The sequence below is a fragment of the Paraburkholderia phymatum genome, from assembly GCF_040965635.1.
GTDB lineage: Bacteria > Pseudomonadota > Gammaproteobacteria > Burkholderiales > Burkholderiaceae > Paraburkholderia > Paraburkholderia phymatum_B.
Window position 1 is genome coordinate 1 of record NZ_JBFRCH010000047.1, and the last position, 20415, is coordinate 20415.

Below are 20415 nucleotides of genomic sequence, written 5' to 3' on the forward strand. Positions count from 1 at the left end.
AATCCCGCGCATTGATCGACCGCCATCGCCAGTGTCAGTTGCTTCATCGTTTTTGGTTTTACCGTCGCATGTCCACGCTATAACGCATGACAGCCATGAGTGGTGGACTTGATCAGCATTGCCTTAAGCCTTTTTAGGCCGCGACTTGCGACGGACCTTGGCCGGCGCGGCTGTCCTTTCCATCATTGCCTTGACGATTTCGACCTCTTCGGGCGCACGCACTTGCGCCTCGGCGATGTCCCCCCCAGCCACGACTTTCTCTACCTTGTCCGACGCGGCGGCCGGGCACGGTACGGCTTCCTGCGGAATAAGACTCTGGCAGCCGGCGCGCATCGCCTCCCCGGTCAACGTCACCTGGGCGCACACGACCTCCGAGGCTAGTTTGTGAACGCCCGCAAGGTAGTCCTGCGCAAGCTCGAACAAACCCGGACCGCTCTTGACTTCCAATGACCTGGCAAAGAGCTTTTGCGACAGTTCGGTAGCTTGCTGCAGGAAGGCGAAATGCCAGGTTATCGCCTTTTGCCCCAATTCGAGCATCGAAGCGGCGGCAGACTGCTGTGCGCCACCTGTTTCAAGAAAATACATGGATGTTCTTCTCCTGTGTGAAGAGACGTTGTGGCTGAAGATTGCTGGTCAGATGAGCCGCTGATGCGCTCCGAGGCATAGCCTGGCCACTGGCTGGTGCACGCGAGTCACTCGCCATGTCCGACCAGCAACGCGGTGACTGCACCAATGCCGACACCAGGAATGATATTGAGTTCCCTCGACCGAATCGAGTTGCCTGAACTCATCAAAATTAGCGGCCTGGCCTTGTGGGCGCCGACGGCACCGACCGGGCTAACTCCTTCCGCAAAAGTTGCAGAAGACGCCTCGCAATTGCACGAGGACGCGAACCGCCGTGAGATGAAGCGGCCGCTGTCTAAAACGGGATGATGCCAACAGATATAACGGCGATTTGCTACAGATGTCTTCTTCTTCATCTTTCGAAGACTATGTCGAGACATCAAGGCCATCTAGATGGGTCCGAGTCTGTTTCATGGCTCCAGGCGCTCCGCCGGGAGCGCCACGAACGAGTCTGCGGCATCGTAAGGCTCGAAGCATCACCCGAATGCGCTGCATGAGCACTTGAATCAGTCTTGAGCAAAGACAACCAACTGCAAATGCGCTACGCCGCGCAGACATAACCGTGCCGCGCACGTGAACTGCATGGAGCTGCAAACGCAACTCGATTGCTCACCAATTTCACCAGCATCGTGAATTCGATACGAATCATGGTGCGAGCGTCGTCAGAATTACCATCCTAGGATGGATTACGGAAAGCTTGAAGCTGCATGCCCTGTTGGTTCGCTGCTACGGCTACCGGCGGGGTCTGAGCGTCCGTGCACTAGCAGGTGGCCCCGCTGTCCGTGGACGTGCGGATTGGCAGGTGTCATCTTGCCGTGATACAAAGTCGTCCGTCGCGGCGGGTCGCACCGTGCGATTCCGCAATCGCGAATGCGACTCTCAACATTTACAGGATTAGAAATGGCAACTGGCACAGTGAAATGGTTCAACGACGCAAAGGGCTTCGGCTTCATCACCCCGGACGACGGTGGAGAAGACCTGTTCGCCCACTTCTCCGAAATCAAGACTGAAGGCTTCAAGTCGCTGCAGGAGAATCAGAAGGTCAGCTTCGATGTGAAGATGGGCCCCAAAGGCAAGCAGGCCGCGAACATCAAGCCTGTCTAACGGGTCCGAACGCTTGCCTCTGCTCAACGAATGGCCCGCCCAACGCGGGCCATTCATTTTACTTTTTACCTTCTGCTTTTCAGCTACCCGAAGATGACATTGCGCATTCTGTTGCGCGCTGCCGAATGCAGGTCAAACGTCGTGAACCATTTCGCGCAAACGCAGGCCCGTGCTTCCAGAGACTCGCAACGATGTCGGCATGGTTCCCGCCGCCTGCCGTCATTCAGCAACGCCACCCGGCAGGTTTCACCTGAATATCGGCTGTCTCGTGGATTCCATGCCTTCAGGCGTTTGTCATATGGCAACGCTATAGTGGCTTGTTCCCCGTATTGTGCTTACCCTCCGCCGTCGCTCGCCATGTCGCGAGCGCGATAGCTTCCGTGCACAGTTTCATGGAAAGGCCTGGTGAAAAAGCCGCTCAGTCACCACGAGATTGCAATGCTACTGGTGTTGTTCAGTGCGCCAGCGCAAGTCGCCCTCGCTGACCCGATGCAGTCGCGCTTCAGCAGGAACGCCTGATGGAAGTCGCCCGAACGACTTCCACCAGTGCCGGGTTGCGGTTGACATCCGAGGGCAAGACGCTGCTTCAGCGCCTCGGGCTGATGGCAATTTAAAAAAGGCGGAAGCGCTCCTGACCGTATGACATACGAAAATTTGCTCCAAGGCAATCAGGCGTTTGTCATCGTCATGATGTTGGCCTTTCTTGCCGCGTCAATTGTCTGCCGGCGAAGCAGTGTTTGGGGCCGTTCCCGGACGGTCGCGAAGGCGGCACAAGTCGAGGCGGCCCGCACCGCTGCATTATTGGCACGCTTGCGGTTCGTGCGCGGTCCCGGTCGCTCGTACAGAGGCGTTAAATTTTGGCATGAACTCTTCGCGGACCTGGAGCATGCGAATCGTGAGGACGCCCTTTCCTGGGAGGTGGTCCTGGCGGTGACGGAAGCGGTGCAAGCGGAGACTTGCTGCACGGCAAAACTTCGTCCAGTGATGATTCACAGGCCCGACTCGGGCTTGATAGCGCGTGCAAGCATGCGATTTTCTCCGCGCTCGACACCTCGGTGGCAAAAATTATCACGGTGGCGTGGTCGACGAGCGCGCGAAGTGCGAATGGGCATGCATTCGCCAGCTACTCCGTCAAAAAATTGGCGCACGGAGGAGCTGCCAACACATCGGTCGTTCCTCCACCTAGTTCAGAAGAGCGGACAACGAATCATGAGCGATTGGCAGCGCGTACGCAGGCTACAGTGAAACCGAGTGACGAAGTGCAACAGCAGTCGCTGCCCAATTGACCCGGGTATCACGACAAACATTGGATGCATATCGATGACGGCCGTCGCGATAAAGGTGCTGCTTGACGACACAACCCTTGTTGTCGGGTTGAGCCGCGGTTGTGAGTTCACGTGCTCCACTGTCATGATTCCCGCGCCGGGTTGCGGCGTTGTCCGCTCGACGTCAGCGAATGTGCATGTCAAGCTCGCACAAAGGTCTGCATTGGGACGAGCTTGACGAGGAGGCCAGTGTGGCCGGACTGCTCGCCGGCCGAAAAGACACCAGCGGGGACTTCCAAATGAGATTCCTAACAAAATGGGCTTACCGGATTTCATCGACCCTACTGGGCTGGGGCGTCGGAGTCTGCCATCCTCCGGTAACGTCGTCGACGCACGGCTTCTGATGCGCTACGCGACTTATTCGCAGCGCGCCCGCGCCCTGTTCATTGATTCGATATGGTGGACGGTCATCCTGCTGTTCATCCCCCTCGGACCTTCGACCGAAGACATCCTGATGGCACCGGAGGCTTTTGCCTCGTCCATCATTCTCTGGCTTATGGTTGACCAGTGCATCCCGATATTGGTCACTGGCGTAATGTGGGCCGTATGGGGAACGTCACCGGGAAAGCGCGCGGTGCGCCTTCGAATCGTGGATGCCGATACCGGGCAGCCGATGACCGTGACGCAAGCTATGTTGCGCACTCTCGGCTATTTGCTCACTTTTTCAACATTCGGTGCTGGGTTTTTGTGGGTGCTGTTCAATCCGCGGAAGCAAGCTCTGCATGACCGCGTGGCCAACACGGTGGTGATTGATGTTGCAGCCACGGTCAGCAATTTATCGATAAAGAAATGAGAGCGTGTTCCGCAGGTCAGGTGCATCCAACACACTGCCTCACCTGATGGACACATCGCGCCGGTGATGCGAGAAATTGCATGACCTGCATTGCAGTAACCAGGCGGCGACCGCTGGCTCTACAACATTGCGCAAGCGTCTCATGCAATCGTGGTTCGACCTGCAGGCCTGTCACCGCCTTCCAGCTCAGAGGCGGGCTCGCTCAGCAGGGCAGAAACGACCTCTTCTGGCGGTATCAGGGACCTGTGGCTCACGGCCCGTTAAACTGTTTCAAAACACACCCTCCTTCAAGAACTCACCGAGTCGCTCGTTTATGCGGTAGCTGCAGCGCTGTCGGGCAGTGCGATTCGGGGCCTCTCCTGGTCGCAACCCGCATCGGGCGTCGACCGTGTCACTTAAAGCAGCGGTACACGACCCACTCTTACCCCGGGTCTTGACGCCACAAGCGTCCAGCGTATCCGGGTCGAATCGACCGTCTGTGCACCGCCGCTGTGCAGATGGTCCGTCGTCGTTAGCGGCGCATCAGTCTCGATGCGAACCAAGCGTGTCGAGCTTGCAGGAGACGTATCATGAAGCACTCACTGAAGGTCGCCCTGGCCTGCGGGACCGTTGCTGCACTCTGTGCGACGGGCGCCGCGTTTGCGGACGGTGGTGGAAATGGCAACGGTGGGAGTGGCGGAGGCAACGCGCATGGCGCAGCGACTGCCGGCATGACCTACCACGGAGACCCTGTCTCGAGCACGCTGGATACGATGCACGGCGAAATGAACAACAACACATCCGGGTATGGCGGCGTTTCCGAAAGCTCCAGCGCAAGTGGTAGCCTAACCCCCTTGGGATTGACTACCTGTGGTCATTTGCCACGATGCAACGCCGACGGCGGCCACTAAACAGAAGAGTCGAGAACGGTGGGGTGGGGCTTTCGCGGCTTAGCTTGCCTCATCCGCGAAAGCCCCTGCCTGCGATGACCGACAAAATCACGGTCGCTTGGCGCGCCGCAATCTGAGGCTACTGGCTTCCGCGGACGAACCGCACGCCGCCATCCAATTCCAGCGCGACGGGTTCGCCGCACGAATCGCAAGTTCCCCGTTCTCCTTCGTGCGAATCATCGTCGAGATAGACATCGCCGGCATGGCCGCATGCCTTGCACCGATCGACGTAGAGGACCTGCTCGTCGGTTTTCATGGTGCCGCTCCTTGCCGGAATGCTAACGTTCAGTCAGTGATGAGCCCGACGATGTCGACGCTCGACGCGGGCACATGCAGTCGACGGGCCACGGCCGGCCTTCACGCTCAGTCAGGCTGGCGCCCTGTTCAGGCTCTGTCACGCGCGCGATGAATTCCACCTGGCCGGAGGTGCGCTGCGAGTTACTCCTCACCGCATAGCTGGCCCTCACCCAGATTCTCTCAATCGACATCGTGCCTTCCCCCACCCAGGCTTGCCCGCCAGGTTTGCGCCGTGCCCGTGACAGGACCGGCGAACGGGTAGCACGCTCAGTTTAGCGCCGCCCGGCGTGCATCAAGCGCACATGAAATGCCCACCTTGAAGGTGGGGCTCGGCAGACCAGCTACTTCAAACAAACCTGGGCGGCAAACAGCACCGGCAGCTCACGCCTGCGCGCGGCATCGAGTGCGGCGCCCGTCAACAGCCTGAGCTTGAATCGCTCGATTTCCGAGGCGAGCGATGCCCGCATCGTGGTGTCGTCACGCCGAAGCGCGCGGAACTCGTGTGATGCTGCCAGATGTGCTCGCCACCGGTGCCCCTTTTGCGGCAGACTCTCGTATCTTCACACAGGAACAACACCGCCTCGGCCAGTTCCCGAGCCCGGTGCTCGAGCGACGGCACATACACGGCATTGATACTAGACATCACCGACCCACCGTATCGGCCAATCCACGCTCGAAATATTCTGTTTCAGAACTCACGAGCCCAAAGTCAACATCCTGGTCGCTCGCTGCGTTGATGAGATGAGGCGCGAAATCGTCAGCGACAACACCGCAACGGCGGTCGCCTTCAGACTTGCTGGAGGGAAACGTGCGAAACGGAAATGACCAGTCACTGCGTCGTCAGGTCGAAAAATGGCTCGCGCCGGGTTTCGCGACACCGGTTCATGTGACCGAATTCGGTCGTACGCGACTGGGACGGCGACGTTATGTGCGCGTCGAGACGTCGTCAGCAGACGGAGTACGCGAATTGTTTTTCTTTCGTCACGACGACGGCAGCTGGTGTGTGTTTCCGCCTACCATCGCCGGCCTGAGGCCAACCCCTGAGCGGCATGTTGCGCAGGTAGCCGCCGCCTGCTCTGCACAAGGCCCGTCGGCCCCCGCGGTCACTTGAAATAAGCCACGGTAAAAACAAAAACGCGACTACCACAACAAAGCCGTATTTCACCGGAAGGTGTAGCGATGACGTGACAGCTTGGGCTGCGTCGCCGTCATCCCCGCTCAGCCCGACAGGTAACAGCCAGGGATGACGTCAGCGCTCATGCAGACGAAGAAGACATGGCACACCGCGAAGGTAATCAGGCCGGCAACTGTCCGGGCGCACCATCCAGAATCCGAAGCTTGTCGCCGATATCGGGAAAATTGTGACCAGCCGCCCGAAGCTGGTTCACAAGCCGATGCGCGGTGGCACTACATTGCGCAAGCGTCTCATGCAGCCGTGGTTCGGCCTGCAGGCCTGTCACCGCCTTTTCCAACTCAGCGGCGGACTCGCTCAGCAGGGCGGGAACGACCTCTTCTGGCGGTATCAGGGACCCGTGGCTCAAAAGCTGCGCGGTCCAGTCGCATCCATACAGCAGCGTGCGTCGCTCGGCCCGTTTCGCTTCTTCCTGCTCCAAGGTGGCAAGGCTGTGCCGGTTCTTGTGAATCGAAGCGCGCCAGGTCGTGATGATGTCGGCGCGGAGTTTTCCAATTGCGTCACCGAGGGACGCGTTCTGTCCGCCAGCGACAAGGCGGCGTTCATCGAGTCTGTCGACGTGGTCCCGAAATTCTTCAAGAAAGGACTGCCAGTTCAACGGCAGTTCAGTTGTCTGCGAGAATGAGCGGCTAACCTCATTGAGCTCGTTCCTGACGTCCTGAAGGGCCTGAGCATCGGCAAGACGTGCCTCATAGACCTCATGTGCCGTTACCATCTGGCGATGCAAGGGGAAAAGCGGATTGTTGTGGCGTCGTTGCAGGTGTCGCTCGGCGGCGCCAGAATGAACGCTCCATCTCCAGTTGGGCAGTGATTTTGCATCAAAGTCGACCGCGCCTATCATCGGCCGGAAAACCGCCACCGCCTCCTGGGTTGCATGGCGAAAACAGTCGGCCAGCTTGTAGTCATTGCCTTGCAGGCTGGCGCTCTCGTTCCCGGCATAAGGAGAATCCGGTGCGAGCCGGAGAAAGCCGGTAGCAAGAAAGAACTCCATCGGTAGCTCCACAGTCAGCCCCTCCTGACGGAAGGTGCGCTGCTCGGCGGAAATGGCCTCGACAGAATGCGCCAGGCGGTTTTCGAGGTCGAGAAGTGCGTCATACTCGTCGCCCGACGATGGCTGCATCGCGTCGGCGAGCAGGCAGAAAGATTCGCGCACCATTTTTGAGGCGATAGTGCCGTGCTTCTCGGCAAAAAACCAGAACCACAGGGCAAGCTGATATCCCCGGACTCCCTCTCGGGCAAGCGGTTCGATGTCGGGCGTGAATGTGATGCCCGGCGCGGCCCAGTGTGCGAACGGTGGCGCGTCGCGACCCAGGTACATATCCAGAAGCTGCCTTAACGACTCGTGCGTACCGCTCGGCCAGATGCGCATCTCGTCGTGACGCTTCTCAGTTTTCCATAGTTTCCAAGCCATTCCGGACCTCGCAAAGGTTTGCGGTGTGCGCTGGCAGAGATACTTGCATATTCGGCGGGGAGCGTAAACCGGCGGGCGCCCTTGCTGCTCCGGAGGAGTTGCTGCAGCCCGATGGGCTTCAAGGCGGGTCAAGACGCTATGACCGTGAACCACCTTTGGTGAATTCGTGCCGCTACAAGCCAGGCTTTCCCCGCCTGCTTCGCCGGGGTCTGGAGCTACGGCGAGCGTGTTGAACGAAGCGTGACGTTGAGAAGGCCTTGACGTGGGGTATGGACAGTTTCGCGGCAGCAGCAGCAGAAGCAGCAAGGAAGGCTGGATTCTGTGCGCGCTACAGTTGGACCAACATAGACAGCACCTTCAGCCCAGCGTCGCCAGCAACTTCATAAAATTGCGTTTCGCACGATAGCTTTCCCGGATACTCTCCAGCTCATCAGCAAATTCGGCGTGCTCGTTCAGTTGCGCCCGTAGCTTCCCAATGGTCTGCACGATGCCGAACGCTTCATCATAACGGGCGTTCCGTGTGCCACTGTCAGCGGCAACCGGCAGCAACCGGTGATAAAGCGCAATGGCATCGTGTGGATGAGTCTTCGCGCGAACGGACGCCATCGTTGCTCACATATGCGTGGCCACCGGACCGCCGAGAAAGGCTTCCCAGGCCGCATCGGGGTCACGCCCGTCAAGAAAAATTCTGACCAGTTCCGTGCGCGTCATCGAATGCCAGACACTGCGCTTCGCTTTGGTCGGCGCCTCCTCGGTGCGAACGAGCGACCAGAGATGATTGAGCGCACGTTCGCGTGTCGCATCAGGATGACCGGTAGCCTTGGCGACATCCATCAATGCGACGAATGCGTCCGCAACCGGGCGCATTTCGAAGCGCTGCCAAGCGAACGCATCAGCTTTTGCAAACTCGCCACGGCGCAGGTATGCCTGAATGCAAAAGTCCAGCAGGCGCTGGTCCACATTCTTCCCCGATTCCGAAAGACCGCGCTCGGCCCACGACAAGGCGTCGTCGAAACGGTCATGCTTCGCACACAGTTCCGCCACTTGCAGGAAGCGGTACGGGCTCGACAGGACCTTCGAGCGGATGCGAATCAGTGCGTCGACGTCGCCGGCGTGCTCCGCCAGCGATGTCATTGCATGTTCCAGTCGCATGCGCAGGGGGTCGAACGACCTGCGGTATTCATTGCCCGGTGGCAGTGCGGGCAGACCGTCCCATCCGTCTTCTACAAGCTCGCGGTACCTGCGGAGCCCCAGGTCGCCTAACGCCTCCTCGTAAGCCGGCCGCACGTCGTAGAACGTGTCCCACGCGCTTTCCGTCTGAGCGCGGAACAGGCGCTCCGCCAACTTCGTCGGGTCGGGGCGGGTCTGCAGGCACGCTTCGAGATGGACGGCGGCAAGTTCCATGATGGCCGGCATCACATCGCCCCCGGAGTCATCAATCTGTTCAAGACTGTTTTCAGCGCAGGCAATGGCCAGTTCGGCGAGTTCCACGACCTGGCCGGCGTGTGGACTTGCAAGACGCTGCCGCAGCATGTCCGCTAGTGACATCAGGCCATCGCCATACCCGCCCGCCTCACGCCAGTCGAGCGGACGCGAGACGCGCGTCGCCTGTCGCACCGCAGTCTTCATGCTCTGCAGGTCACTGGCGGCCGCTGCGCGCGCCGCGAAAAGCAGTTTGTCGCGCAGCGACATATCGCGCTCGGCGGCCTCCAGCAACAGGTCGCGTACGGCGGCGTCGCTCAGCGTCGCGACGTATTCTCGCATTAGTTCTTCATAGGTCTTGCGCTTCCGGCGGGGCTTCGCCGGCTCCACGTCGTCGGCATGGAACACCTCCTCGCCAGCGTTCTCGAGCCACGACAGCGCGACCGCCACGACATGCTTGCAGACGATGCCATCCTCGCCCACTGGACAGTCGCATTCGTAGGTCAGCTCGCCGTCGTCGCTGACGCCGAGCTCGACGCCGTACCGGTGCGTGCCACGAACATGCGCGCGAAGCACGCCATCCCGCTCGTCAAGCCGCGATACCGCGCCGTCGTGGAAATAGGCCTCGCCTCGGGCAAACGTCTTCGCATCCGCGAGCGACTGGATTTCAGCGCGCGTGATGACATCACAAAATGGTGATTCGCAGGACATGGCGTGTCAGTTTCTTCACGTGGGTCAACTGGCCATTCTAGCCCGCGCGCCCCGAAGCACCGCGTAAGTAGCGGTGGTTCGCATTGCTGCGAGCGGTAGTACGATATGCGTTCGTCTTCATGCCACGTGCGATGTATCGCACCGCGCGGGCTACGACCTTTCCGGATAAGGAGAGACCATGCGCGTACTGATAATCGGCGCAACCGGACTGCTCGGTAAGGAAGTTGCGCGACTGCTCTCGCCTGAACACAAGGTCATTGGCGCAACCCGCAACGGCCCCGACATGACCGTGGACCTCACAGACAAGGCGTCCATCGTATCCATGTATCAGCAACTCGGCACCGTGGACGCCGTGATTTGCACGGCAGGTTCGGCAAAATTCGCACCGCTCGAAACGCTGACCGATGACGACTTTGCGTTCAGCCTGGCCAACAAGCTGATGGGCCAAGTCAATCTTGTCCGGTGCGCAGTCGGCCATGTCGTGCAAGGCGGGTCACTGACGCTGACTTCCGGAATACTGGCGCAACACCCCATGGCAGGGAGCGCTGCCGTGAGCATCGTGAACGCCGGCATCGATGCATTCGGCAGGTCAGCGGCGCTCGAACTGAAGGGCAAGGCACGGGTCAATGTCGTTAGCCCAGGCTGGGTCTCGGAGACGCTTGCAGCAATGGGGCAGGCTCGCTCCGCTGGGGTTCCCGCCGAGGCGGTCGCCCAGACATACAAACGGTGCTTGCTGGAGGACATCACAGGAGAGGTCATTCAAGTCGTGAAGTGGTGAAAGCAGTGCCGCCGTCATTCAGCGAGCTGCCGTCGAAGCAACGACATTCGACTTCAGGTGTTTTGACTCTTAGCAACGTCGCGTTTCGAACTAACCGCACGCCACGCCAAGTTTCGAGGAAACGACCATGAGCCTCGCCGGCAGGACAATATTCATGTCAGGAGGCAGTTGGGCGCAACCTGTAAACTGTGCAGCGATTTGCCCTCTATTACCGAGGCCGCTCGCTTTCACGCATCACGGACTCGGCATCAACCCGCGAGCGCAGACACCGAGAATTTCAAGGCTGCCAGCCCTCAGTGCATGCACCACGCACGTTGCTCAGATGCGCACGGTCTGAATATGCCGCACCATCTTCTCGACTTCAAGCGTGGGTCGCCAAAGGTGAAACATCAGCAGGCTCTCAATACTCAGTCCCGTTTTGTTTTCGTGGGACACTTCCAGAAAAGTTTGCTCTTTAAAAGACGCTTGCTGGCAGGCACAAAGTAGCAGCTTCAGCTTGTCTTCAGCCACCCTAAGCTATAACGACTGATGCGAAATACATTAACTGTCGAACTCACGTGTGTAACACGCGTGGGTCAGAGATGGTGCAAAAGCCGGCGTGACCTTATTGGACTATGGGGGCTTACGCCGGCGCGGCCCTTTCGACACCCTCAAACGACGAAGCCATTGTGGCTCTGGGACTGACATCTGGCGCGCTGGACAGCACGCACGCAGATTATGCGTGCCTTCTCGCTTAATGGGATGAGTGGAGTCCCTCAGCATGCTTTGAGCACAATATATTGACAGCGTCGTCGGGGTAGACGGTCCGTGCTGAGACAAGCATCACCGGTTGGGTGTGTCCTCCGACGCCGCAGCAGTGCCGTTGAACACCGGCCTTGGGCAACGCGCAATGCGTCCGCCTTGTGTCGAAGAGAGGGCTATCTCGGCTACGGGCCGGGCGCTACGAGTTCTGGGAAACAGACATATGAAAACGTTTGTAATGTCCAAGCCGAACCATCTATTGATAAATATGGTGTCCTTATTTTCTATTGACTTCATTCATATCCCGTCACGAAATTTATATGTCTCGGTTGCTTGCAATCAACTATTCGCTGCCCTAGGCTTTACCCATATATTGAAACGCACCCTCACCTCATCGTGAGCTTGTTGGGTGTCCGGGGCGGTGTAGTGAATCAAGACGAATCGGCGACTATGGACACTTGCTTCCGACACATACTTTCCACGCCTCGTCAGTAGCGCACAGGCACGCCCTCTCTCCGGCGTACATGCGCTTGCCTCTGTCGCGAACGAAGCACAGAGACTGGGCGATTGCGTTCGCTCTGTAATCCCTCTGAAGGGGGACGTGTCATAGCGCACCCGTGCAAAGCGGCCTTTCTTCCTCTTGATTGTGGTAGCGCGTCGCAATTAGCGCTGCGGATTTGTTGAAGATGAATCGACCTGTTGTGAAGTCGCGAATAATCGAAGGTCTAGTTGCCAAGGGCAAGACGTTGCTGACCTTCTTCTTCAGTACCCTGCGACGCCGGTGCTGCCCCGTGACGGCACCACCCGGGGGAGTCTGAACCCGTTCAATCTCGAGACAAACGGAGACCCATCATGAAAGAAGCGATGAAATATGGACGCACGCTTGCATTGGCAACCGGCGTCCTTCTCGGTATGTCGGTCGCTCCGGCCGCCTTTGCTCAAAGCGTAAGCTCCCAAGTCTACCCGTCGGGAAATTCGGTTTCCGGATTAGGCTATGACGAATGGTCTGCAGCCTGGTGGCAATGGTTGCTCGCCATTCCTACGGCGCCAAAGTCTCTTCTTGAATTCTTTCGCGAATGATTTTCCTAGAGGAGGCGACCCTCAGCAGCACCGCCCGCAACGCTGAGGAGGCTGCTGTCAGTAACAGAAGTGCCATCGCGACGGCAGTCAGCGCTGCCGCCCAATATTTTGGTGACGTGTTGAGCATCGCTTCACTCCCTGATGTAACCGAGAACGGCGCGGGTGCAAGGCTCCCTTTTCTCTTTGCGCCAATCATCGTCGAGACGCACCATCGCCCGCGCGACTATAGGCCCGGCACCGAAATATTGAGCACGGAGCCGACGGCCGCGGAGTCGACGCAGTTGTCGCAGCAATACGGTTGCAGGAAACGGTTTGCGGATAGAGCAAAAAATCCGTAGACACGGTCGCTTCCTCGACTCGGACATCAGGATAACCGGCACACACAATAGTGTCGGGTCGGCTCGCAACGCACGAATGAGTTCGACGCCGCTCATGACAGGTATGGCCCAGGAGCCTGTCAGATTTTTAGTGTGCCGAGGTCATGAGACGATAACGGAAATAACGTCCTATGACCGAAGCAACAGTGACCAAGAAGAGCAAGAACCCGAAGGCGCCGAAGCTGTTCCCCGATGAGCTGATCGATCAACTGCTGGCGCAGGTACAGAACAAGGATGCCGAGTCGATTCTGGGCGAATCGGGCCTGGCCGGCCAACTGAAGAAGCAACTGGCCGAGCGCATGCTCGCTGCGGCATGCCACGCGGCGCAGGAGGAATGCCTTCCAGTTTGAACTCACCGAGCAGCTTGTTCCCGCTCGCCATCTCGCGTTCGCCTTGATAGACCTTGATGCCGACTGCCGACTGGTTGTCGTCGGCGGTCGAAAAAACCTCCGAGAACCGGGTCGGTATCGTGGTGTTCCTTTCGATCATCCTTGTCATGACCCCGCCGAGCGTCTCGATGCCGAGCGAGAGCGGCGTCACGTCAAGCAGCAGCACGTCCTTTCGTTCACCGGACAGCACTGCTCCCTGGATCGCCGCGCCCACGGCGACCGCCTCGTCGGGATTGACATCCTTGCGGGGTTCTCGCCCGAAGAACGCCTTGACCGCCTCCTGCACCCTTGGCATCTGCGTCATGCCGCCAACGAGGATGACGTCGTCGATCTTGTCCGTGGACAACCCGGCGTCCTTGATCGCAATGCGGCACGGCTCCATCGTGCGCTCGATCAGATCCTCGACGATTGCCTCGAGTCTGGCGCGCGTGAGCTTCACGCTCAGATGCTTCGGCCCGGAGGCATCTGCCGTGATGTAGGGCAGGTTGATCTCGGTCTGCTGGCTCGAAGACAGTTCGATCTTCGCCTTTTCGGCCGCTTCTTTCAGGCGTTGCAGTGCGAGCACGTCCTTTGACAGATCAATGCCCTGTTCCTTCCTGAACTCGCCGACGAGATAGTCGATGATGCGCTGGTCGAAATCTTCACCGCCGAGGAACGTGTCCCCGTTCGTCGATAGTACTTCGAACTGTTTTTCACCGCGCACGTCGGCGATCTCGATCAGGGATATGTCAAAAGTGCCACCACCGAGGTCGAGTACGGCGATCTTGCGGTCACGGTTTTCCTGCCTGTCGAGACCGAACGCGAGGGCAGCTGCGGTCGGCTCGTTAATGATCCGCCTGACTTCGAGCCCCGCGATACGGCCCGCGTCCTTGGTCGCCTGGCGCTGGCTGTCGTTGAAGTACGCTGGCACGGTAATCACGGCTTCCGTGACTGGCTCGCCGAGATAGTCTTCGGCCGTCTTCTTCGTCTTGCGCAACACCTCTGCAGACACCTGCGGTGGCGCGAGCTTTTCGTCGTGCGCTTCGACCCACGCGTCGCCGTTTTCGGCCCTGATGATCCTGTAGGGCATCAGGCCGATGTCCTTCCGGACTTCCTTTTCTTCGAAGCGGCGGCCGATCAGGCGCTTCACTGCGAACAGCGTATTCCCCGGATTGGTGATGGCCTGACGTCTGGCGGGTGCGCCGACGAGTATCTGGTTGTCGTCGAGATACGCGACCACCGACGGCGTCGTTCGGGCCCCTTCCGCGTTTTCAATCACTTTGACCTGCTTGCCTTCCATGAGCGCCACGCACGAGTTGGTGGTGCCGAGGTCGATACCGATGATCTTGCGCATGATGTCTTCGCCGATGCTCAGTCTTTGCCCTGTGTCGCCCGCGCAGGCGGACGCGCTCTGCCGCCGTGCGGACACCCGTATCAATAATCGACTACTGGAGGCACAACTGCCTTTGCCTCGTCTTTCGGCAGTTCAGCGACCACGGCGTCAGTGGTGAGGATCAGCCCGGCTACCGACGCGGCATTTTGCAGCGCCGTGCGCACCACCTTGGTCGGGTCGACCACTCCCATCTCCACCAGATCGCCGTAGGTGTCTGAAGCCGCGTTCCAGCCGAAATTGCCCGTCTCCCCGAGCACCCTGTTCACCACGACCGAGGACTCCTCGCCCGCGTTGGTGGCGATCTGGCGCAGCGGCTCTTCAAGTGCGCGCAGCACGATGCGGATGCCCGCATCCTGGTCGGCATTGGCGCCCCGCACATCGCCGAGGCTGGCCCGGGCACGCAGCAAAGCGACGCCGCCGCCCGGCACGATGCCTTCCTCAACCGCCGCGCGCGTTGCGTGCAGCGCATCCTCGACCCGTGCCTTGCGCTCCTTCATCTCCACCTCGGTCGCGGCGCCTACCTTGATGACGGCAACGCCACCGGACAGCTTCGCAATGCGCTCCTGCAACTTCTCCCTGTCGTAGTCGCTCGTCGTCTCGTCGATCTGACGACGGAGCGCCTGGACGCGCCCATCAATCGTCTTCCGGTCACCGGCGCCATCGATGATCGTCGTCGCCTCCTTTTCGATCTCCACCCGCTTCGCCCGTCCGAGGTCCTCCAGCTTGACGTTTTCGAGCTTGCCGCCCGTTTCCTCCGAGATGACCAGCCCGCCCGTCAGCGTCGCGATGTCCTCAAGCATCACCTTGCGCCGGTCGCCAAAACCGGGCGCCTTCACGGCGACGGTTTTCAGGACGCCGCGCACGGAATTCACCACCAGCGTGGTCAGGGCTTCGCCCTCGACGTCCTCGGCAATGATGAGAAGCGGCTTGCCCGCCTTGGCCACCGCTTCCAGCACGGGAAGCAGGTCGCGGATCCACGAGATCTTCCTGTCGTGCACGAGGATGTACGGTTCTTCAAGCACAGCGGACTGCTTTTCGGGATCGGTGATGAAATAGGCGGACAGCCACCCGCGGTCGAACTGCATGCCCTCTACGACCTCGAGTTCGCTTTGTAGCGATTTACCCTCTTCGATGGTGACGGCGCCGTCCTTGCCGACCTTGTCCATCGCTTGCGCGATGAGCCTGCCGATCTCCTCATCCGCATTGGCCGAGATGGTGCCCACCTGCGTGATCTCGCGGCCGTTCGTGACCGCCCGGGAAAGCTTCCTGATTTCCTCGACAATCGCCGCGGTCGCCTGATCGATGCCACGCTTGAGGTCCATCGGGTTCAGGCCCGAGGCGACATACTTCATGCCTTCCCGGACGATGGCCTGGGCGAGCACGGTGGCCGTCGTCGTACCATCACCGGCGACATCCGAGGTTTTGGCGGCGACCTGCCTGACCATCTGCGCCCCCATGTTCTCGAACCGGTCGCGCAGCTCGATCTCCTTCGCGACCGACACGCCGTCCTTGGTGACGGTCGGTGCACCATACGCGCGCTCGAGGACGACATTTCGCCCCCTGGGGCCGAGCGTGACCTTGACCGCATCGGCAAGGATGTTGACGCCCGTGAGAATATGCTGGCGGGCGAGTTCGTGGAACCTGACATCTTTGGCAGACATTTCGCGCCACCTCCTGACCTGTCAAACGAAGCACAGTTGCACCGGGCGCAGGGCCTATGGGGCTGGGCCCGATGTGACCACGCCCAGCAGGTCGTCTTCGCGCATGACCAGCAGTTCCTCGCCTTCAATCTTGACCGCGGTGCCGGCGTATTTGCCGAACAGTACGCGGTCGCCGACGTTCACGTCAGGCGCACAAAGGCGACCGTCCTCAAGTCGCCTGCCGGGGCCTATCGCGATGACTTCCCCCTCGTCCGGCTTTTCGCCAGCAGTCTCGGGGATGACGATACCGGCTGCGGTCGTGCGCTCCCGCTGCATGCGCCTGACCACGACCCGGTCATGCAAGGGCGTGAGTTTCATGATCGAGCTCCCGTGACCGGTTCGCATATGGTTGCCAGACTGCGCGCGGGCCGGTCTGCCCGGGCTTTGTGCGATCGCACGGCTGACGGCCGGATCGAAGGCATCGTCGTGCACGCGACGGGATCGCTCGCGGGAAAGGTTTCCTCCAGCGCCTCGTCGAGCCTTCTGTCGACGTCATCGAAATGGTCTGGCGTCGTTCTCGTTGCGATTTTCATCGTCGCCCTCCGTCATGGTTGGGACATGCCTGCGTCCGCGTTCAATCATGAACGGGCCGCGCCCCCTGTGGGGTATCGCGCCGCGTCGCCTCCTCAAAATCCCTCGACAGCCCGGATGCAGGCGGCAGCGTGCCCCGCGCGATGTAACCGGCAGGCTCGACCGACGGTTGTGGTGTCAGCCGCAGGTCACCGAGCCTCGCCGTGAGAAAGGCATCCGCGTGGGCAAGCCGGTGCCGGAGTTCCTCCTCCGTGATCCCCAGAACCTGTGCCGCGGCGGCTTCGGGCTGCGCTTCGAGACGGCAGAGCGTCACGGCACGACGCCATGGCTCTGGCAGCTCGGCGAGCAGTGCGGCGATCAGCTCGCGCAGTTCCCTCGTGATGACAGCGTCCTCAGGCGTGCCGTCCGTCGCCGGCACCACGTCCTCAAGGCGCAGCACTTCATCGGGCTGCCAGTACTCGAACAGCAGCTCGTCATCGTCTTCACGCGGTTCGTGCAGCTGGACGGGCAACCGGCCCTCAAGCGAGATGCATCGGCCTTCCTCGATCTGGCGATGTGCGACTTCCGCTTCAAGCAGTTCCAGGGCGATCTGGTAAAGCCACTGCAGCGGTTCGAGCCGGCGCGGACGCTCAGCAAACCGCTCGCAGGCGCGCGCGAGCGCCTCGTCGACAATATCGTCGACCGACGGTTCGTCCGAAGCGAGATCACCTCGCGTCTGAAGATAGGCGAGTTCCCGCTGCACGAAGCGCTGGAGCGACGCGAGCAGCGGACGTACGGTCTCGCCGAACAGCGCGGACGCGGCGTCCGTCTGTTCGGCCACCGCCGTCCTGAGTTGCCGCAACCCCGCGCGCCGCTCCTTGCGACGCCAGGCGTCCTCGTGACGCAGGTGCGCGACGTGGCGTTCCAGCTGTCGCTCCAGTTCAGAGATGCAGTGCTCGATCGCCTTCTCCGGCTCCGGTGCATCGTGGCCGCACGCAAGCGTTGCACCTGGTAGCACCAGCCTAAGTCGGACGCGGTAGAGACTGCGATGCAGGCTCCTTTCCAGCGTCGCCTGCAGCCGTACCAGCCCGGATGGGAAGTGCGACAGATGGGGCTTCAGGCGCCGATCCGTAAGCCGTCCGATCAGATCTTCCAGCCCGGGACGGGAAAGCTTCGCGACATTGCGGTAACTGATCGCCGTTTTCATCTCAAACCTGTCCATGGCCCACCGCCTCAATGGCATTGCCCGGCCGCCCGCGACCCGGCGCAGCACCGCAGAGCCGGCATCCGCAGCGAGCAGGGCCTTCAGCGCAACCCGGCACCCCTCGATGCCTCGTCATCCGTGTCAGCCTGCATTAAATTCATTAGCGATCCTGCTTATATTCCTGCTTATCTTCAACACGCACACCAGAACCCACGTCCTCACGCGATGCGCCCGAATCATCACCAGGCGCCCACCAGGAAGCCGCGTCTCTTCAACCGGCGCCCGTCGTTTCATTGACGTCTGGCTCCCGGCCCTCCAGAGCCAGATACGCGTCAGCCGCCACCAGCCCGAACACGATGTGATTGAGCAAACTCACCCAGCCTCGCACATCGGCAAACCACGGGAACAGATATGTCATGCCGTGTAAATTGATCACGTACAGGAGCACGCCAAATACCACACCCACCAGCGACGCCAGTCCGACGCTCGAATCCAGGCTGAAAGGTGCCATGATCACCGCGAGAATGACGGCGAAGAGAATCGACAGCACAAAGTGGGTGACCAGCGCCACCGCCACGACGCCCGGCGCGAATGGCGCGGCTTGCAGTGCGTCACGCCCCATCACGATCGCAGCAATCATCCGTAGCGGCACCCACAGGGATTGTCCAGCGAGCCGCATCGCGAAGAGTTCGATCATCAGGAAAACCGCGCCTGCCACGCAACCGCCGATCAGGGCTGCCGGCCACTCAGGCATGCGGCGATCGAAATGGTGTGAATGCATGTGAAGTTCCATCATGACCTCCTTCGGAACTGCGTACCTGTGCTCACGTTCAGCCAGGCCGCGTCAGGCCGCCTCCCGAAAATCCGGCGACGGCCCGTCAAACGGGCGACGCTCGACCAGCCTGACTGCGTAGTCCAGCGCCTGTGCTTCGGCCTCCTCGCGACTGGCCCAGCGTTTGTGACGCCGCGGCAGGTGCCGGTCCACGTAGATCTCACCTTCGCGGGCGATCTGCGCGAACACGGCGTGGCCGCCTGCCGCAGGACCCTCCACGCAGGGCATGTTGCGCGCGTCGTACACGAGGATCGTTCGGATACGAATCTCGTATCCGTTGCGCCGCTCGAGCCTGCCCGTCTTCATCGGATCACGATGTTCTGATCTGGCTCAATGTCGCTGTCGCCGGGTGACGCCGACGGCAATGCGAGCCTTGCGCGCATTGCCGCATTCGCCGGCGTGGTGACTAGCGTTGACGTCGTATGGCCTGCCTGATCACTGCCCGGCTAGTGCCTGCGCATGCGCGACGCCACCCGTCGGATCGTGGGTCGCATCGCATTGACCTGTGCATCGAGCATGCGACGGGCGCGTTCCGGGAGTGGTCGCAGAACGTCGGCGAGGGAGGCCGTGGTGCGGTGGAGGCGCTCGAACAGACGGGAGTCCGGGCGTGGATGAAGGTTGCTCATCGTCTTCTCCTTAGCGGCAGCAAGGAAGAGAACGGGCTTGCGCGCTCCAGTTCGCCTGCCATGCTGCGGGGCAAACAAATCGAAACACGCAGTGTGCAACCGGTGGATCATGGGGCACACTGCCTGAGCTGGATACAACTTAGTGTAACTGACTAAAAATTTCAAGGTACGCGCGATAGTTCAGATTCACGGGTGCCGCTGCGCCGTATGGCGGCCGCACGACGCTTCACAAAACGCCGCCCACCCGCACCTGCGGCTGGAAATCGTCAGAGCTTTACGCTCCGGTCCGCGTGGCCAGAGCAGCCGTAGCCCACGGGACGGCCGTCCACCTCCTTCCTGGCAGGACGCTGTGCCGTATCTGAGCCTCCCATCTCACTGGATCGGCGGCGCCGTGCCCAGCTTTTCGGCGAGCATCCGCTCATACACGCCAAAGTGCAGATCCACCTCGGACTGTTCGACTGTCGTGACGATCAGGCTGATGTGGTCCGATGGCAGGCCGAGCACGCCCGCGATGAACGTTTCAAGTTGCGGCGCACAGAGCTTGTCCTTCGCGACGGTCGTGCCGATCGTCACGTCGTAGATTTTTTCCTGCCGGCAGACCACTTCCACCAGGCGCGCGCGGGCGCTCATGTTGTTGTCGACCGCGATACGGACGACCTCCACCGCCTTGCGCATCGCTACCGTGGGAAAGCCCTTCGTGGAGCGCAGCCGCACGCGATGCGGGCCCAGCGTCAACCAGTCGGTATCGAATTCCATGAAGTCCTCCTGTCGTCAAACCGCCTTGTCCGCGATGATAGAAGCGGCCCAAAAATTTTCAAGATCGGGCTCGCTTTTGCCCCTTGAAAATTTCACTGGAGGACCTATCTTAGGTTTCGCTCAGGCAGATGTGCGGTGCTTGCTGGTTCCCTGGCGGCCGCACGCTGCGTGTTTCGATTTGTTTGCCAACGCTGGCAGGCGAACTGGAGCGCGTAGGCCCGTTCGCCTCCATGCGTGATTCG

Annotated in this window: 20 protein-coding genes and 2 pseudogenes; 7 read left to right on the forward strand and 15 right to left on the reverse strand. The window is 60.5% G+C overall.

The features are described from left to right. Positions 1-123: 123 nt before the first annotated feature. Together AB4Y32_RS36750 and AB4Y32_RS36755 are read right to left on the reverse strand one after the other, a co-directional pair. The gene (locus AB4Y32_RS36750) at positions 124-585 is read right to left on the reverse strand and encodes a hypothetical protein (protein ID WP_368725984.1); all 462 of its coding nucleotides are present in this window, start codon (positions 583-585) and stop codon (positions 124-126) included. Positions 586-692: 107 nt separating this feature from the next. Continuing rightward, positions 693-980: a hypothetical protein gene (locus tag AB4Y32_RS36755; protein ID WP_368725985.1), complete on the reverse strand. Its 288-nt coding sequence runs from the start codon at positions 978-980 to the stop codon at positions 693-695. A gap of 544 nt (positions 981-1524) precedes the next feature. Between AB4Y32_RS36755 and AB4Y32_RS36760 the strand changes: the two genes are divergently transcribed. From AB4Y32_RS36760 to AB4Y32_RS36770, 3 genes are all read left to right on the forward strand, one after another. Next, positions 1525-1728, forward strand: a complete 204-nt coding sequence (locus tag AB4Y32_RS36760) for a cold-shock protein (protein ID WP_012406518.1) — start codon at positions 1525-1527, stop codon at positions 1726-1728. A gap of 1668 nt (positions 1729-3396) precedes the next feature. Next, positions 3397-3846 (forward strand): RDD family protein, encoded by a 450-nt coding sequence (locus AB4Y32_RS36765; protein ID WP_368725986.1) that lies wholly within the window; start codon positions 3397-3399, stop codon positions 3844-3846. 569 nt (positions 3847-4415) lie between these two features. Next, entirely contained in the window at positions 4416-4736 is a 321-nt protein-coding gene (locus AB4Y32_RS36770) for a hypothetical protein (RefSeq protein WP_368725987.1), read from the forward strand. Between the two features lie 118 nt (positions 4737-4854). On the opposite strand, the gene AB4Y32_RS36775 is transcribed toward AB4Y32_RS36770, so the two are convergent. Both AB4Y32_RS36775 and AB4Y32_RS36780 read right to left on the reverse strand, forming a co-directional pair. Then, positions 4855-5031: a hypothetical protein gene (locus AB4Y32_RS36775; RefSeq protein ID WP_368725988.1), complete on the reverse strand. Its 177-nt coding sequence runs from the start codon at positions 5029-5031 to the stop codon at positions 4855-4857. A 382-nt stretch (positions 5032-5413) separates the two neighbouring features. Then, a complete protein-coding gene (locus tag AB4Y32_RS36780; RefSeq protein ID WP_368725989.1) occupies positions 5414-5539 on the reverse strand; it encodes a hypothetical protein in 126 nt (41 codons plus the stop codon). A 341-nt stretch (positions 5540-5880) separates the two neighbouring features. Between AB4Y32_RS36780 and AB4Y32_RS36785 the strand changes: the two genes are divergently transcribed. Continuing rightward, positions 5881-6183: a hypothetical protein gene (locus AB4Y32_RS36785; RefSeq protein WP_368725990.1), complete on the forward strand. Its 303-nt coding sequence runs from the start codon at positions 5881-5883 to the stop codon at positions 6181-6183. A gap of 184 nt (positions 6184-6367) precedes the next feature. Here AB4Y32_RS36785 and AB4Y32_RS36790 read toward each other — a convergent pair whose 3' ends face one another. The 3 genes from AB4Y32_RS36790 to AB4Y32_RS36800 form a co-directional block, all read right to left on the reverse strand. Next, a complete protein-coding gene (locus tag AB4Y32_RS36790; RefSeq protein ID WP_368725991.1) occupies positions 6368-7675 on the reverse strand; it encodes a tryptophan leader peptide in 1308 nt (435 codons plus the stop codon). 357 nt (positions 7676-8032) lie between these two features. Further along, complete coding sequence (locus AB4Y32_RS36795; RefSeq protein ID WP_368725992.1) at positions 8033-8281, reverse strand: hypothetical protein; 249 nt, start codon at positions 8279-8281, stop codon at positions 8033-8035. A 6-nt stretch (positions 8282-8287) separates the two neighbouring features. Beyond that, positions 8288-9808 (reverse strand): SWIM zinc finger family protein, encoded by a 1521-nt coding sequence (locus AB4Y32_RS36800; RefSeq protein WP_368725993.1) that lies wholly within the window; start codon positions 9806-9808, stop codon positions 8288-8290. A 178-nt stretch (positions 9809-9986) separates the two neighbouring features. Between AB4Y32_RS36800 and AB4Y32_RS36805 the strand changes: the two genes are divergently transcribed. Beyond that, positions 9987-10586 (forward strand): short chain dehydrogenase, encoded by a 600-nt coding sequence (locus AB4Y32_RS36805; RefSeq protein ID WP_368725994.1) that lies wholly within the window; start codon positions 9987-9989, stop codon positions 10584-10586. 318 nt (positions 10587-10904) lie between these two features. On the opposite strand, the gene AB4Y32_RS36810 is transcribed toward AB4Y32_RS36805, so the two are convergent. Beyond that, entirely contained in the window at positions 10905-11096 is a 192-nt protein-coding gene (locus AB4Y32_RS36810; protein WP_368725995.1) for a hypothetical protein, read from the reverse strand. Positions 11097-12179: 1083 nt separating this feature from the next. Between AB4Y32_RS36810 and AB4Y32_RS36815 the strand changes: the two genes are divergently transcribed. Beyond that, positions 12180-12407, forward strand: coding sequence for a hypothetical protein (locus AB4Y32_RS36815; RefSeq protein ID WP_368725996.1), 228 nt, complete (start codon positions 12180-12182; stop codon positions 12405-12407). 508 nt (positions 12408-12915) lie between these two features. After that, positions 12916-13095 (forward strand): annotated as a pseudogene (locus AB4Y32_RS36820) (IS256 family transposase); the annotation flags it as partial. On the opposite strand, the pseudogene dnaK reads toward AB4Y32_RS36820, so the two are convergent. The 7 genes and pseudogenes from dnaK to AB4Y32_RS36855 all read right to left on the reverse strand — a co-directional run. Further along, positions 13091-14506: pseudogene (gene dnaK / locus AB4Y32_RS36825) on the reverse strand (molecular chaperone DnaK); the annotation flags it as partial. The pseudogenes AB4Y32_RS36820 and dnaK overlap by 5 nt on opposite strands. Positions 14507-14586: 80 nt before the next feature. Further along, positions 14587-16206, reverse strand: coding sequence for a chaperonin GroEL (gene groL / locus AB4Y32_RS36830; RefSeq protein WP_368725997.1), 1620 nt, complete (start codon positions 16204-16206; stop codon positions 14587-14589). 54 nt (positions 16207-16260) lie between these two features. Continuing rightward, positions 16261-16563 (reverse strand): co-chaperone GroES, encoded by a 303-nt coding sequence (locus AB4Y32_RS36835; RefSeq protein WP_368725998.1) that lies wholly within the window; start codon positions 16561-16563, stop codon positions 16261-16263. A gap of 256 nt (positions 16564-16819) precedes the next feature. Next, entirely contained in the window at positions 16820-17977 is a 1158-nt protein-coding gene (locus AB4Y32_RS36840) for a sigma factor-like helix-turn-helix DNA-binding protein (protein WP_368725999.1), read from the reverse strand. A 253-nt stretch (positions 17978-18230) separates the two neighbouring features. Continuing rightward, positions 18231-18752 carry a hypothetical protein gene (locus AB4Y32_RS36845; protein WP_368726023.1) on the reverse strand — a complete coding sequence of 174 codons (522 nt, stop codon included), beginning with the start codon at positions 18750-18752 and terminating at the stop codon, positions 18231-18233. 51 nt (positions 18753-18803) lie between these two features. Continuing rightward, the gene (locus tag AB4Y32_RS36850) at positions 18804-19097 is read right to left on the reverse strand and encodes a hypothetical protein (RefSeq protein WP_368726000.1); all 294 of its coding nucleotides are present in this window, start codon (positions 19095-19097) and stop codon (positions 18804-18806) included. A 692-nt stretch (positions 19098-19789) separates the two neighbouring features. Next, complete coding sequence (locus AB4Y32_RS36855) at positions 19790-20173, reverse strand: hypothetical protein (RefSeq protein WP_368726001.1); 384 nt, start codon at positions 20171-20173, stop codon at positions 19790-19792. Positions 20174-20415 lie beyond the last annotated feature (242 nt).